Origin of the sequence: Dakarella massiliensis, from assembly GCF_001182045.1 — a bacterium.
GTDB classification, from domain to species: domain Bacteria; phylum Pseudomonadota; class Gammaproteobacteria; order Burkholderiales; family Burkholderiaceae_F; genus Mesosutterella; species Mesosutterella massiliensis.
Window position 1 is genome coordinate 641,750 of the sequence record NZ_CVTY01000007.1, and the last position, 13,244, is coordinate 654,993.

A 13,244-nucleotide genomic window follows, 5' to 3' on the forward strand; every position below is an offset into this window, starting at 1 on the left:
GCCCTCCCGTTTATGACCGCTTTCTACGTGAATTCCGAAACGGTCACGGCAAGGGAATTAAGTCATTAAAAATAGTACTTGATTCCAATCTAGGCAAGATCGGTGTCAAAGCGCTGTTTTTCAACGTTTTTGAGTCAGATATTCAGCCTTATCTGTTTGATACCCTCTCCGTATGCCCTAAGCTTGCCGCTTATTTAGTTTTTAAGGCCTTTCATGATACTGAGGAATCTTTTTTCTGGTTCAAGCCTGAAAAGACTCTTAGGCTATTTGCCCCCCTATAAAGGCATCATCGCGCTTTCCATTTTTTTCATGGTATCAGCAGGCGCAGCATCTTCTTTGATCGCCTGGCTGCTGGGCAAACTGACAGATGTGGGGTTCTATAACCAGGCCGCCTGGATTATCGTCGCAGCACCGCTTGGACTGATTGGCGTGTCTTTCCTCCACGGCGGCAGCATGTTTATGAGCAACTATCTGCTTGGGAAAGTCAGCCAGTCCGTATCTGCCACACTGCGTCAGCAGATGTTTCATCGGTTGCTGCGGTGGCCTTCTGCTGCCTATCAGAACAACTCCACCGGTGCCATCACGTCCAAGTTTGTGTTTGAAGCGAATGCCATGCTTTCAAACGCAACAAAATCCTGCATCATTCTGGTCCGTGATTCAAGTCAGGTAGTCGGTTTGGTGGCCACTCTCTTCTGGCAGGACTGGAAGCTTTCGCTCGTTGCTCTGATTATCGGACCTCTGATCTTCCTGCTTCTTAGATATGTAGCGATAAAAATGAAGTCAGTCATGGCCTCGTGCCAGGAATCTTTTGCCAGTATTCTTTCACGCGTTAAGGAAGTATACGAAGCACACCGTCTTATCAAAATTTCCAATACATATAAGGCTGAGTACGACCGTTTTGCTCACATCAATAATGAAATTTACAAAATGATGGTGAGGATGACGAAAGTCACAACGCTTGGAACTCCGGCGTCTCAGCTCCTCTGCATGATCGGTATTGCGGTTGTTCTGACTTTTGCGGTATTTCAGATGCAGAACGGCGCTCTCGACCGGGGGCAGTTTGTTACGTTCCTTGCTGCTCTCCTGCTCCTGATTCCTCCGGTCAAAAACCTAGCTGGCATGAATACAGGCTTCATCATGATCAGGATGGCAGCGGACAGCATTTTTGCCACCCTGGATGAAAAGGAAGAGGAAGATAATGGCAAAACCGAACTGGATTACTGCAGCGGACAGGTAGTCTTTGACCATGTTTCTCTTCGCTATCCCAGCGCTGAAAGAGATGCTGTTCATGACTTCAACCTGACAGTCAATCCCGGCGATTCGGTTGCTCTTGTAGGCTTCTCGGGATCAGGAAAGACCTCTCTGGTGAACATGATCCCGCGGTTCTGGAATCCAACGTCAGGACGTATTCTCATTGATGGCTATGACACCCGTGATATCACACTAAAGAGCCTGAGAAAACAAATCGCCATTGTCTCTCAGGATGTCATTCTCTTCGACGATACGATACGGAACAACATTGCCTACGGTGTTCCTGACGCGACAGAAGCTCAAATTAATAAGGCCATTGATGATGCGGCCCTGAGGGAATTCATCGATGCACTGCCAAAGGGTTTGGAGACTCCGGTTGGTGAAGCAGGAAATTTCCTCTCAGGGGGGCAGAAACAGCGCATTTCTATTGCACGCGCCATTCTGAAGGATGCCCCGATTCTGATTCTGGATGAGGCGACCAGCGCTCTGGACAGCTTCAGCGAAACCCATATCAAAAACGCTTTGGCAAAACTGATGAAGGGCAGAACAGTGTTCATTGTCGCTCACAGACTTTCAACAGTATCCGGAGCCACAACTATTGTTGCGATGGCTGAGGGGGAGGTGAAAGAGATCGGGACGCGGGATGAGCTACTGAAGAAAGGCGGTCTCTTCGCGAATCTCTGCCACCTGCAATCTCTTCATGTTTTGGAATCAGAATGATCAATATACTGAAGCATAGAGACGAAAACCTAGTGAGGCTTTATAAGTACTTTCTTCCTTATAAAGGCAAGATAGCTGTCGCCAGTATTTTTCTGATTGCCACCGCATTAACTTCATCCGCTACAGCCACACTTTTAGGTAAGCTGACCGATGTGAGCTTTTACCAAGGCGGTAGCTGGCTGGTTTTTGCTTTGCCTGCTGCATTGATCGCGGTCACTCTGGTCTTTGCCATTTCGACAGTCCTGAGCGCCTATATCATGTCTCAGGTAAGCCAGTCTGTACTGGTGACTCTACGAAAGGAACTCTTCAACAGCGTACTACATTGGCCTGAATCCCAATACCAGAAAGTATCTACTGGTCTCATAAGCTCAAAGTTTGTAAATGAATCTACCCTCGCCCTTTCCGGAGCAGCAGATTCAGTGACCGTCATGATTCGCGACACCGTCCAGATCATTGGTTTGCTATGTGTCCTATTCTGGCACGACTGGATTCTGACTTTGGTCACGTTTGTCATTGGGCCGGCGTTGTTTATAGTACTTCGTCTGCTATCCAAAAAAGTCAAAGTCGTTGTCAAACAAAGTCAAGAGACGCTGGGTAATATGATCTCCCGAATCCAGGAGTCATATGAAGCGGAACGAATAGTCAAAATCAACGACTCCTATGATTTTGAAGATGAACGATTCTCAAAAGTTAATATGAGAATCCGCCGTTTGGCTCTAAAAACGAATATTCTGCAGGGGCTTCCAACGCCACTGACGCAGATTCTGACAATGGTAGCGGTTGCGTTCGTCGTGGCAGTAGCGCTGATTGAAGCTCAGGGGGGAGCGCTAACATTCGGTCAGTTCGTTACTTTCCTGTCCGCTCTCCTCCTTATCAAAGCCCCGGTTCAACACCTTGCAGGACTTAACTCAACATTTGCCAGTATCTCAGTAGCAGCCAAAAGTATCTTTGATGTCATTGATGCAAAACCCGAACTGGATACTGGAAAGAAAGAACTTAAAGAAATTCACCAAGGGATTGCCTTCACAGACGTGCATCTCAGATACCCTGGGCAAGAAGCAGACGCACTGAAGGGAATTTCTTTTACCGTCAAAAATGGTGAGTCAATCGCCTTGGTCGGGCAATCTGGCTCAGGAAAGACCTCGATCGTAAACCTTCTGCCCAGATTTCTGGAAGTAACTGGAGGAAAGATAACAATCGATGGTATTGATATCAGAGATTACACACTCGAAAGTCTACGGTCTCAGATGTCTCTCGTATCACAGGATGTATTCCTCTTTGAAGATACGATAAAAAACAACATCACATATGGTGTGAAGAGTTTAGTAACTGAAGAAGAAATCAATGACGCAATAGATGCAGCTGATCTGAGAGGACTAATTCAAAGCCTTCCTAAAGGCATCGACACATCCGTCGGAGAAGGGGGAAAACTGCTTTCAGGTGGACAAAGACAAAGAATTTCAATTGCCCGGGCAATCCTAAAGAATGCTCCAATTGTTATTCTCGATGAAGCCACCAGTGCGTTGGATAGCAAAAGCGAGAATGATATTAAAAATTCTTTAAAAAAACTTACCAAAGGTAAAATATCAATTACAGTCGCCCATAGATTATCAACCATTGAAGATTGCAATAGAATCTATGTAATATCTGATGGCAAGATACAGGAGGAAGGACCACATAAGTTACTTTTATCACTCAATGGAATATACGCCAAACTTTGTCGAATGCAAAAAATAAAGTAGTGTATTGCCCCCTTGATTCAGGGCAGTCTTTCTAATTTAATTAAGGACCTGTCATTTAGGATCTAGGGCGCAGGAAAGGTCCGGAAGCCTGCTTTACCAATTTAATTGCCAATGGCGGAGCGGAGATCATTTTCTCGCTGACGCGGTGGCTTTGTTCGAGAGTCTCGGGATAGCCATGCAGTTCACGGTAATCCTTTGGAGACAGGCAACCCAATGCCAAGTGAGGATGATGTCTGTTGTAAAGATCCTGTACTTTTCCTAATGATTTCATTGCGGTATAAGCACTGTTTAAATCAATAAAAGGCAGATAATCCCGCTTCAGGATTTTGACAAAAGCCTCAGCTTTGCCGTTGCTTTGCGGGTTGCAGACCGGAGTTTTGCAATCAATCAGTCCCAGTCTGCAAACGAGAGCCTGAGTGGATATGGATGTGTAGGCTGCCCCGTTATCCGTCAGAAATTGCACAGGGACGTGATTTCCTGAAAGATTTCCAAATCTTCTTTCTGTGGCGATAATCAAGGCGTCCTGCACCATAGCGGAGGTCAATCCCTTGCCTGATTTTGCGACAAGAGAAAAACACTCCCTGTCACAGCAATCAATTACGAAGGTGGCGGTGACGATCTCACCATTCAGGCATCTGAATTCGAGACCATCAGAGCACCAGCGGCGATCGGGTTCAGCGACAGCAACATGTCCCCGGTGATCGGAGGAAAGGCCATGCAGCGGTTATTTCTGAGGCAAAGTCAGATTAAATTGATGGATTATCCGGAAGATTCCTTTATGGTTTACCGGTGGTTTGCCCAGGTTCCTGCGTCTCTGGGTTATGACCGCGCTGATTCGGCGGTACCCAAACGAAGGGAATACCTTAAGCACTCCCATTACGTCAGAAAGAATGGATTGGTCAGACTCTGCCGAGTCCGTCCTGTTGGCTCACCATTGTTGAGCCTTTGGGACACAGCTGAGAAAATGATTTTCCGCTTTGGAGCAGTCAGTTGAAAAAGATAGCTGTAGATATCGGAAGGGATGATCTTGCCAAACGACGAATTTTTGAAAGCGCTGGGCCTTTCTGTTAGCAACTGAAGCTCTACAATCCAATCAACAAAGTCTTTCCTGATGTCATAGCTTCGCTTGTGGTTTGACACGAGTTTCCCTGTCGCATCGAAAAAATATGTCAACGGACAAGAGGTTTGAGCCAGTAATTGAACCGACCCCCAGAAATGCGACACTTTTGAGGAGAACTTGCCATGGCAAAACCATCAAAAGAACAGCGTCTGGAAGCTCTGGCTTTGTTTAGTGCCGGCAATAGCGGTGTGAAGGTCGCGCAGAAGCTGAACATCAGCTATGAGCTCGTTAAAGACTGGCTGCTCCGATTCAAATTTGGTCATACGGATTAGACGGAAAAAAAGTCAAAGTATTTCTCCAACGAAGAAAAATTGCTGCTGATGAATTTGTATTTTGCAACGATACCGGGAAGGAGGAAATTCGCGGCCAAGTACAATATTCCTGATACTCTTTTTAAATCCTGGCTTTTGTCTTGTGAACGCTATGGGAGCCCGGAGAAAGCTTTTGCTGTACACCATCCGCGGGGCTGGCAAATGACTCCTGCGGCGGCTTGGATTATCAAGTCTTTGAAAGATAATCCCGACAAATCCAGGTTGGAAGCGGCAGAGCGAGTCGGAGTCAGCCAAAGAACGATCAATCGATGGATTCGTCGATATCGTTTATCCCGGGAATTCAGACAGTTCATTGACAAGCTCGTGGAGAATAACTCCGAGGACGCGGCAATGAATGCTCTTGAGAAATCCAAAGTTCAAGCTGAAGCCTTATCGAAGCTGGTTCAGGAAAAGGCTGAGGCATTACCAATGACCATGAATGCCAAGGTGGACAGCATTAAACAGCTGGTCAGCTTTGGTATGTCGGTTCTAAAAGCCTGTCAGGTCTTTAACGTCTGCCGAAGGACTTATTATCGCCATTTGAAGCCAAGGGAAGAAAAGGACTCATCTCTGGTTCCGGCGATCAGGAATGAGCAAGTCCTTCACTCCTAAGCTTACAGAGCGAAACGGTTGGCCAGGTTCCTGAGTATGCGCCTGGAAACTCCGATCAATCACAAGCGTGTGGCTCGGCTTATAAGAGAAAACGATCTGAATTCCCGGGTTAGGCTGCCGAGATTTAAGCGCTGCCGTCTCGAACCGAAGATTCCAGATAGTCGGCCTTGCATTGATAAGTTAAACAGGGAGTTTTTCCCTAAAGAACCTAGGAAGAAATTGGTCACAGACATGACTTTCTTTCATGTAGAAGAAGGTTGGCTTGTTCTGTCCACGATCAAGGATCTTTGTACCAAAGAGATTATTGCTTGGGGTTTTGATACTGGCGCTACCAGGGAGCTGGCTGAGACCACACTCTCAAAGCTGGCAGGTCTTGGTCCTGCGCTTCTTCATAGTGATCAAGGTACGGTTTACACCGCTCCCCTCTATAGGGATCTGGCAAAATCGTTGAACATTGATCTGTCCTACTCCCGCAAGGGAAATTGTTTTGGCAACGCCTGCATGGAGAATTTTTATGGGCATCTGAAATCGGAAACAATCTATCAGATGCCCAAAAACAGATGTTATGTTTTACCAAGAGCCGATTTGAAGCAGATAATCGATAAATATATTCGCTGGTACAACAAGGAAAGGGTTTCAGGAGAAATTAGGGTACCTTTCCCCTGCAAACTTCTTAAAATTTAAACAACAGGAAACTGTCGCAATTTAGGGGGGCGGTTCAATTAGGGGTCAACATACACTGTCCGCTAACAAATTGTCAGAGCAGCTGTTCCGTAATCAATCTGCATGAGATCACCGGGGTAACTCTCAACTCGTCTGTATGCCTTGGCAACCTGCTCCGTCCGCAATTGTTTACGCAGTGCTGAGGTGGCTCTCTGAATCGTTCTCAGACTGGGCACCTTGAAACCTTGTTTGCCAAGTTCCTGGCGGGCAACATCGCAGTTTCGGTGCCTGCGGTAGAGATACTCCACCAGCTCCTGATGGTTATCAATAAATTTATTTCTGTGTCTTGTAATTGGCTTTAAATCAGAGGAATCCAGCTCCCAATAAACTTGGATCGTCCTTCTGCTCAGGCCGGTTTTTCTTGCTGTTTCTCGTTTTGATAAACCGTCCATTCGACATTGTTGGATATCCTCGTATTGTGAATAAGTAATCATTGCTTTATTCCGCAAAAAATGGGAATAAGCATTTTCTTTTTTCTTATTGGACACGTCCATAAAGCCTCCAGGTTAGGTGGAGGTGGACTACTTTCTCGTGTCGTTAGTGGATCACTTTATCGTGTCGCGTAACATCAAAGGGCTTGTCAGGCAACGTAAGCATTCGGGGTCACTCTTCTGCAAACAGCTCCTCAATCGTTTTGTCCCGAAAGTAATAGTGCTTGAGTTTGCTTTCCTTCCAACAAAACTGAACGAGACGCTTATTTAAAGCGACGTAGTCGCCATCAAACGCGATTGATGGAATAAAGCAGTTCCGTCGGATCCAACCGACCACATTTTCTACGGAACCTTTTTCGTAACCTGAACTTGCATTGCAAAACTCAGCGACAAAGCCATAGGCATGCATGAACAGCTTGAAGTCATTGGTAAGTCGACGAGGGTGATCCATAGCATCCCAAACATCAGTCTCATAAGGCAGCTTGTCTCGGAGAATGATCTTTGAGACGGATGTTTTCATGTTGTCACAGCGGATCCTCTGGGGAACTCTCCCAATCTCTTCAAATATTTGCAATAGCCCTTTTGCCAGGCATTCGAAATTTTGCGCAGGCAGAAGATTGGCCATCCGCAAGTTGGAGTAATGCATGGTCAAAATCAGAATTGCACGCTTGCAGGGAGTGCCATTGATAAACATGTGCACTTCGCCGAAGTCCAATTGAGCCTCATCTTTCCGATGTTCGAGTTTCAGGTGCTTGCGTTTTCTTTCCTGCCTTATCCGGACTCTGATTTTCTTAAATAACCGCTCAACAGTTCTGATCGATACGTTGATAGGATGTAGTGCGCTCCAGGGGAAAATTTCCTTCGTTGGTGTCGCCAGTGAAAAGGATGTATTTCCGGACGGTCTTTTTGTCAATATTGCGCGTAGCGGCTATGGCAGAAACTGACATGCCGCTTTGGGCAGCCTTTTTGATATCATCAATTTGGTCCATGTTTAGCATTCGTGCGCCTCTCTTGGTGTGGTAGCCAGAGAAGCATGATTGAAAAACGTGGACTTTGTCGTTTAAAGAATCAAATTTTTCACGGCGTCCTTCGGACGCCCTGAAAAAACATGTTCCTTAATGACGGAAATGAGGATTTCTTATCGACGCTTTTGGACGGTTCTTATTGTCGCAAAACACCGGTACAATCGCATGTCTCTATGTAAGTCTGGAATAATGGCGAAAGTTATTTTCACAGCTAATGCTTCATTAGAAAACAGGTTTATTTTTTATTTTGTTGATTAACAAATTTGTAAGATATTTTAGCTCTAAGAAAACAAAAGAAATAATTAAAACAAAGACTATCCTATTCAAAACAGTTTGATATACGGTTTCTGTATTCCAAATTTCCCTAAAGAGATAATCGAGAGCATGAACAGAGAATATAATCATGGTCTGAGCACCTAACACCATAAAGGGATAGGATAAGATCTTTTTTTCACTAATAGATTTACAAATGCAACAAACAGAGAAAGAGCCAGCCATGCTTTCTATAATCGTTAATATATTTTGAGGGTAAGACCAAGCCGCCATATTTATAAATTGGATATTTAGAGCTGGGTATAACCATAAAGGCAAGCATACGATAAATATGAGCTGTGAATATTTACTAATTTGAGGTTCAAACTGTTTCCACAGCATTCCAATATAAATAAAAAAAACGGAAATAAAATTAGTAGTCATCCCCTGGATAAGGATAATTTTATTTACACTTAAATATAGCCCTAAAATCGCAATAAAAATTATCAAATAGAAAACATCTTGTTTCTTAAAATAGACAGATAATACATCAATTATCAATTTTGACCAAAATAAAGAGATCAGAAACCATGGAATTCCAATACGAAGATGTCCATTATAATCATCGCCCAATCCCCAATAAATCATTGAAATACCATCACGTAACAATAATTTTATAATTGAAAGATCTATGCGCCCTATCTGATACAACGATATAAACATCCAGAAGATCAGTATGATAATTACGGGGAAATAAAGATGTTTAATATTTTTTTTAAGATGTAATAGTAACTCATCTTTAGATCTAGCCGCTCTAAATGTATAACCGGATAGAATAAAGAATAACGGCATATGAAATGAAAAAATAATAGAAATTAAAGGAGATCCTATTTGAGGACAATGGCCTATTATTACAAGTAAAATTGCAATACCCTTGGCTATATCAATCCATGCGATTCTATTTTTATTTATAGCTAATGGAGAAGCGATTGTTTTAATTAAATTAAACATAATTTAGTTCTTTTAGATGGCGAATTATCAATTCAAGGAAAATCCTGAGAAAAATAGTTACCCACAAAGCCATCCGTAATAGAGATTGTCAAGATAACTATAGAGTGTCTATGAACCACTATCATTATCTTCCTTTTGAGGACAGATTAATGATTCTGACTTTTATGATCTCGTGTGTCAAGCGCAATGAAATCTTCCCCTAGGAGGGTGCGGACGAAAACTTGGACCATATTTAACTATTTAGGTCCTTGTTATGTACACACTAGAAGAAATCAAAAGAGCTCCGAATCTCTGAAGCCACCGAGCAGTACTCGATAGGTAAATCAACAATCAGGTACTGGCTCAATCAGGCAAAAGAGAAATCAGACTGCGTCACGCTGCCTAACACAGGAATTTCCAAGCCCATGGCCGACCCTAAGCTTCCTAAGGGTGTGACCTACCTTGAAGCCTTTACCGCCGTTAACGCCAAAACATTCCTGAGCGAGACTGACTTCGGTCAATTCTGCCGTATAAATGGCTATCTCGCTTCCACTGTGGATGCCTGGGCCAAGTGGTTCAGAAACACCCGGATGCCGTAGACAAGCGGCAGCATGATGCCCAGGCGTCCGCTATTACCGAACTCAAGAAGGAAAACGCAAGGCAGGCCCGGGAAATCTCCAGAAAAGACAAAGCATTGGCTGATGCCGCAACGATGCTGATGCTGTCAAAAAAAGCCGAGGCGATCCGGGGGGAAAAGAAAAACTGATCAGTGCCCAGGATCGCTGGGAAATTATTTCACTGGTCGAATTCGGTCAATCGGAGGGACTGTCGCAGAAGCAATCCTGCGATGCGGTTGGGATCACTCCGCGTACATTGCAAAACTGGCGGCATGCCCCTGATGGCGATGGACGGCTCGACCGGAGCAACTTTACGAGCTCCCGGCAAATCCCTGAAGATTTCCTGGAGCAGATCGTGGAACGATTCTGCCGAGAGGACGTGCGCGACCTCAGTCTGACGCAGGCTTTCTATAAGCTTATGGATGAAAATAAGGAGTACTGGTGTTCTCTTTCTACGCTTTATCGCCTTTTCAGAGCGCGGGGATTTAACGCGCGCCGCGCTCCTCCTACCCGGGAGGCCCGTCTTCGCAGCAGACCGACCACTTACACCGCGGAGAAGCCCAATGAAGTATGGACCTGGGATATCGACTATCTTCGCTCCAGCACTTACATGGGCAGGTTCTACTACGCGTACGTCATTGTTGACGTCTATAGCCGTAAGGTTGCGATCGCCAGGGTTTTCGACTCAGACAATGCTGATTTTGCCGTGCGCTTTCTCAGGGATGCCTTCAGAAAATATGGATTCGGGCCCGGACAGCTTGTCGTGCACTCAGACAATGGCGCGAGCATGAAAGCCGCGCCCACTATGGCTTTGCTTGAGAAGAACGGAATTACCTTCTCGCACAGCCGTCCGCGAGTCAGCAATGACAACCCGTATTCTGAATCCTTCTTCCGCACGCTCAAGTACAGCGGTGATTGCCTGTATCCCCGAGACGGCTTTAACAGCATCGGGGAAGCTGAGCAATGGGTGCAAAGTTTTGTAGAACATTACAAAGAGCACCACCGACATAGCGGTATCCGAATGGTTACACCCGGACAGCGCTACCGCGGCGAAGATGCGGAGGTGCTGCGCCGCACAGGGAAACGATGCTGGAGGCCCGCAGAAACTACCCGGAACGCTGGATCAGCGATACCGTGCTGAACTGCACCTCGATCGGCAGGGTATGGCTCAACTCCGAGAATGGAAAGCTTGAGGAAAAGCCTTTGTCAGGGGTTGCTTGAACAAACACTGCAACTTATTTTTTTACGAAAATTTTCGGTGAAAGATTATTTGACATTCTCCGGAATCTTCTGGCATCACGTCACCAGAGGCATCAAGATTTGGAGAAACTTCCGGAACTAAATTCTCTGCCTCAATCCCGGAAGTCTCCGAATAAGAACTAGTCGTACGACTAGTTCTTAAAATTCCCACTTTTTTCTTAATCGTCATAGCTTTCCCCCTAAAGGAATTTTAGGTTAGAGAAAGTGTCCTGTGATCAATGAGGGACGAAACATAAAACATTAACAACCTATCACCATCCTGCTGTACTTTCCGCTGATTTTTTTCAACAACCAAGCTACAGATATACAGATAACGCATGTTGCAATAGCAATTAATAATGCAGCCAACTCTGCCTGCCAAAAATTCAATCCGGAGAAAAAACTCTTGTGAGGATGCCGTTCCAGATGAAGAATCATAAACTGATGGAGGAAAAATATTGAAAATGAATATTTAGCTAACACTTTTAATGCGAATGAAACAAAAATAATACTCTTTTTAGCCAGCCAACCGAATAAAAACAAATAAAAAGAACAGAGCGCAATTTTCCCCAGTACCATTAGAGATGGATCATCAAATTTAATCTCCCATGTTGGCATTTCTTTTAAGCGAATATTGCCATCAATCGACATAATAACAATAATTAGCAGAAACGTTCCATATATAAGAGATAATTTATCGTTGTTTGAAATATTAATAAGCCTATCATACACAATAGCTATCATTATACCAAATATGTAAAAACTGAACCAAAAAAACGGCTGACAAAAATGGATTAAAGCACCTTCGACCAACTATAACACTCACAACAATACTTAGCATAAAAATTAATATTTTTTTCGTTTATTTAATTCAATAAAATTAATAAAAATAGGTGATATAGCAAACATCACCATTATAAATGGAACATACCAAAATGACCAGTATAGATAACTATAAAATATAAAATTATTGTCAATATTATAATAAACTAAGCTCGCTCTGTATAAAACAAAAATCGACGAGATAATAAAATAAGGACAAAACACCTTTAGCAATTTATTTTTAATGAATACTTTGTAATCAAACCCTCTTTTGTAAAAAAGAGCATAAAAAAAATCCCGATATGAATACAAAGTATGAAGTTCCACCATCAAAAAATGCTGATCTTAAATTTTCTATGCTTTGCCAATGCGTTTCCCAATTAACACCTCCGTAAAATTTAATTAGCATCAATATATGTTGCCAAACTATTATAAATATAGCAAATCCCCTAAATAAATTAACATCATTGTAATATTTAATTTTTGCTGTTTGATTATTTACGGATGATATTATTTCAGACATATTTTAATTTATGCGATAAAATATTAAATAATAAATTTCAATAAAACTTTTGCAAGAATGGATTTATTATATATGGTTAATTATCAGAACAAGCAAGAGATTACTGAATAAAAGACTTCAATCGTGCACCTCTAATAGACGTCTTCTGGGCATGTGACTCAAAGCATTGAGCCATTTCTGAAATTCTGTCTGATAAATTTTATTGTACTCACTCCCTTTGGGAAAAAGTCTCTAGCGGACCGTAGGCATTACGTTGCTTCCTTTCTCCAATGGATGGTGAGGTAAACAAGAAATACACATAGGCTTTGAGATCTTTCTCTAGTTTTTCAGCCAAGGAAAATTCTTTTTCGCGATCTAAGGTACTCGTGCGCTAATCCTTATCTGACAGAGACGTCTCAATTACGAAAGACACATCGGCTGCACTGCAGTTTTGGAAGCGTTTTTCCCGTCACAGAGAAATCCAGATTTCCTATCGACTTGAGTCGTGAGGCAGATTCCGTCCTTTTACCCAATGACAGTATCACCTTCCCAACCTCCTAGGCAAGACCTGTTCTGAGCTTCCCGGGGTCGCTCTTCAATGGTGTTGAGTGATCTGGATTTATACCCGCCTCTTGACCATTCTTTTACGGTGAAGCGTTTTACCGTGGTGTTGGAAGTAACGGGACATTCTTAGGTCATCCACAAAACAATCCAGAAAGCCTAAAAATATTCCTCGGTAAATTGTCGTGACGCTGATTCTAAGATTCGGGGATGCTCCTTTCTGAAGAGGTATTGAATCGGCTCCGGTGACCAGGATTTTTCAACAAGCAGATTTGAGATAAGTTCTGACATTAACAGGTTAAATTTCGGAATATTTCTCCTTCTGC

The 13,244-nt window shown here is 43.6% G+C and carries 15 protein-coding genes; 8 read left to right on the forward strand and 7 right to left on the reverse strand.

Annotated features, from left to right (window positions below; all coding sequences use genetic code 11):
* Positions 1 to 213: 213 nt before the first annotated feature.
* Together msbA (BN1936_RS09220) and msbA (BN1936_RS09225) are read left to right on the forward strand one after the other, a co-directional pair.
* Positions 214 to 1,971: a lipid A export permease/ATP-binding protein MsbA gene (msbA, locus tag BN1936_RS09220; protein ID WP_022443984.1), complete on the forward strand. Its 1,758-nt coding sequence runs from the start codon at positions 214 to 216 to the stop codon at positions 1,969 to 1,971.
* Positions 1,968 to 3,713 carry a lipid A export permease/ATP-binding protein MsbA gene (msbA, locus tag BN1936_RS09225; RefSeq protein ID WP_049687226.1) on the forward strand — a complete coding sequence of 582 codons (1,746 nt, stop codon included), beginning with the start codon at positions 1,968 to 1,970 and terminating at the stop codon, positions 3,711 to 3,713. The genes msbA (BN1936_RS09220) and msbA (BN1936_RS09225) overlap by 4 nt, the downstream gene beginning before the upstream one ends.
* Before the next feature lie 55 nt (positions 3,714 to 3,768).
* Here msbA (BN1936_RS09225) and BN1936_RS11365 read toward each other — a convergent pair whose 3' ends face one another.
* Positions 3,769 to 4,434, reverse strand: coding sequence for a DDE-type integrase/transposase/recombinase (locus BN1936_RS11365; RefSeq protein ID WP_082164559.1), 666 nt, complete (start codon positions 4,432 to 4,434; stop codon positions 3,769 to 3,771).
* Positions 4,435 to 4,955: 521 nt separating this feature from the next.
* Between BN1936_RS11365 and BN1936_RS11490 the strand changes: the two genes are divergently transcribed.
* Genes BN1936_RS11490 through BN1936_RS09245 form a run of 3 tightly spaced genes read left to right on the forward strand, consistent with a single transcriptional unit; the run spans position 4,956 to position 6,440 of the window.
* Positions 4,956 to 5,105: a helix-turn-helix domain-containing protein gene (locus BN1936_RS11490; RefSeq protein WP_148521228.1), complete on the forward strand. Its 150-nt coding sequence runs from the start codon at positions 4,956 to 4,958 to the stop codon at positions 5,103 to 5,105.
* 48 nt (positions 5,106 to 5,153) lie between these two features.
* Positions 5,154 to 5,756: a helix-turn-helix domain-containing protein gene (locus tag BN1936_RS09240; RefSeq protein ID WP_049687229.1), complete on the forward strand. Its 603-nt coding sequence runs from the start codon at positions 5,154 to 5,156 to the stop codon at positions 5,754 to 5,756.
* 18 nt (positions 5,757 to 5,774) lie between these two features.
* The gene (locus BN1936_RS09245; RefSeq protein ID WP_082164560.1) at positions 5,775 to 6,440 is read left to right on the forward strand and encodes an IS3 family transposase; all 666 of its coding nucleotides are present in this window, start codon (positions 5,775 to 5,777) and stop codon (positions 6,438 to 6,440) included.
* A 62-nt stretch (positions 6,441 to 6,502) separates the two neighbouring features.
* On the opposite strand, the gene BN1936_RS09250 is transcribed toward BN1936_RS09245, so the two are convergent.
* The 4 genes from BN1936_RS09250 to BN1936_RS09265 all read right to left on the reverse strand — a co-directional run bounded on the left by BN1936_RS09250 (position 6,503) and on the right by BN1936_RS09265 (position 9,198).
* Positions 6,503 to 6,973: a hypothetical protein gene (locus BN1936_RS09250; RefSeq protein ID WP_022443678.1), complete on the reverse strand. Its 471-nt coding sequence runs from the start codon at positions 6,971 to 6,973 to the stop codon at positions 6,503 to 6,505.
* Between the two features lie 109 nt (positions 6,974 to 7,082).
* Positions 7,083 to 7,625 (reverse strand): DDE-type integrase/transposase/recombinase, encoded by a 543-nt coding sequence (locus BN1936_RS09255; RefSeq protein ID WP_049687231.1) that lies wholly within the window; start codon positions 7,623 to 7,625, stop codon positions 7,083 to 7,085.
* 88 nt (positions 7,626 to 7,713) lie between these two features.
* The gene (locus BN1936_RS09260; RefSeq protein WP_148521235.1) at positions 7,714 to 7,899 is read right to left on the reverse strand and encodes a hypothetical protein; all 186 of its coding nucleotides are present in this window, start codon (positions 7,897 to 7,899) and stop codon (positions 7,714 to 7,716) included.
* A 258-nt stretch (positions 7,900 to 8,157) separates the two neighbouring features.
* Complete coding sequence (locus BN1936_RS09265; RefSeq protein WP_049687232.1) at positions 8,158 to 9,198, reverse strand: acyltransferase family protein; 1,041 nt, start codon at positions 9,196 to 9,198, stop codon at positions 8,158 to 8,160.
* 404 nt (positions 9,199 to 9,602) lie between these two features.
* Here BN1936_RS09265 and BN1936_RS11495 point away from each other — a divergent pair, with 404 nt between their 5' ends.
* From BN1936_RS11495 to BN1936_RS09275, 3 genes are read left to right on the forward strand one after another with little or no spacing between them, the layout of a single operon-like run.
* Positions 9,603 to 9,776, forward strand: coding sequence for a hypothetical protein (locus BN1936_RS11495; RefSeq protein WP_022442678.1), 174 nt, complete (start codon positions 9,603 to 9,605; stop codon positions 9,774 to 9,776).
* The gene (locus BN1936_RS09270; RefSeq protein WP_049687233.1) at positions 9,749 to 9,943 is read left to right on the forward strand and encodes a hypothetical protein; all 195 of its coding nucleotides are present in this window, start codon (positions 9,749 to 9,751) and stop codon (positions 9,941 to 9,943) included. Before BN1936_RS11495 ends, BN1936_RS09270 begins: the two co-directional genes overlap by 28 nt.
* Positions 9,943 to 10,935, forward strand: a complete 993-nt coding sequence (locus tag BN1936_RS09275; RefSeq protein ID WP_232422113.1) for an IS3 family transposase — start codon at positions 9,943 to 9,945, stop codon at positions 10,933 to 10,935. Before BN1936_RS09270 ends, BN1936_RS09275 begins: the two co-directional genes overlap by 1 nt.
* Before the next feature lie 359 nt (positions 10,936 to 11,294).
* Here the strand turns inward: BN1936_RS09275 and BN1936_RS09280 are convergent, their stop codons facing one another.
* Complete coding sequence (locus BN1936_RS09280; protein WP_049687235.1) at positions 11,295 to 11,846, reverse strand: acyltransferase family protein; 552 nt, start codon at positions 11,844 to 11,846, stop codon at positions 11,295 to 11,297.
* Between the two features lie 268 nt (positions 11,847 to 12,114).
* Complete coding sequence (locus tag BN1936_RS11945; protein ID WP_148521239.1) at positions 12,115 to 12,378, reverse strand: acyltransferase family protein; 264 nt, start codon at positions 12,376 to 12,378, stop codon at positions 12,115 to 12,117.
* Between the last annotated feature and the right edge of the window lie 866 nt (positions 12,379 to 13,244).

Excerpts from the sequence above, each read along its gene's own strand:
- BN1936_RS09265 (WP_049687232.1), bottom strand. The coding sequence starts at position 9,198 with ATGTTTAATTTAATTAAAACAATCGCTTCTCCATTAGCTATAAATAAA.
- msbA (WP_022443984.1), top strand. The coding sequence starts at position 214 with ATGATACTGAGGAATCTTTTTTCTGGTTCAAGCCTGAAAAGACTCTTA.
- BN1936_RS11495 (WP_022442678.1), top strand. The coding sequence starts at position 9,603 with ATGGCCGACCCTAAGCTTCCTAAGGGTGTGACCTACCTTGAAGCCTTT.
- BN1936_RS11490 (WP_148521228.1), top strand. The coding sequence starts at position 4,956 with ATGGCAAAACCATCAAAAGAACAGCGTCTGGAAGCTCTGGCTTTGTTT.
- BN1936_RS11945 (WP_148521239.1), bottom strand. The coding sequence starts at position 12,378 with ATGTCTGAAATAATATCATCCGTAAATAATCAAACAGCAAAAATTAAA.
- msbA (WP_049687226.1), top strand. The coding sequence starts at position 1,968 with ATGATCAATATACTGAAGCATAGAGACGAAAACCTAGTGAGGCTTTAT.
- BN1936_RS09260 (WP_148521235.1), bottom strand. The coding sequence starts at position 7,899 with ATGGACCAAATTGATGATATCAAAAAGGCTGCCCAAAGCGGCATGTCA.
- BN1936_RS09240 (WP_049687229.1), top strand. The coding sequence starts at position 5,154 with ATGAATTTGTATTTTGCAACGATACCGGGAAGGAGGAAATTCGCGGCC.
- BN1936_RS09250 (WP_022443678.1), bottom strand. The coding sequence starts at position 6,973 with ATGGACGTGTCCAATAAGAAAAAAGAAAATGCTTATTCCCATTTTTTG.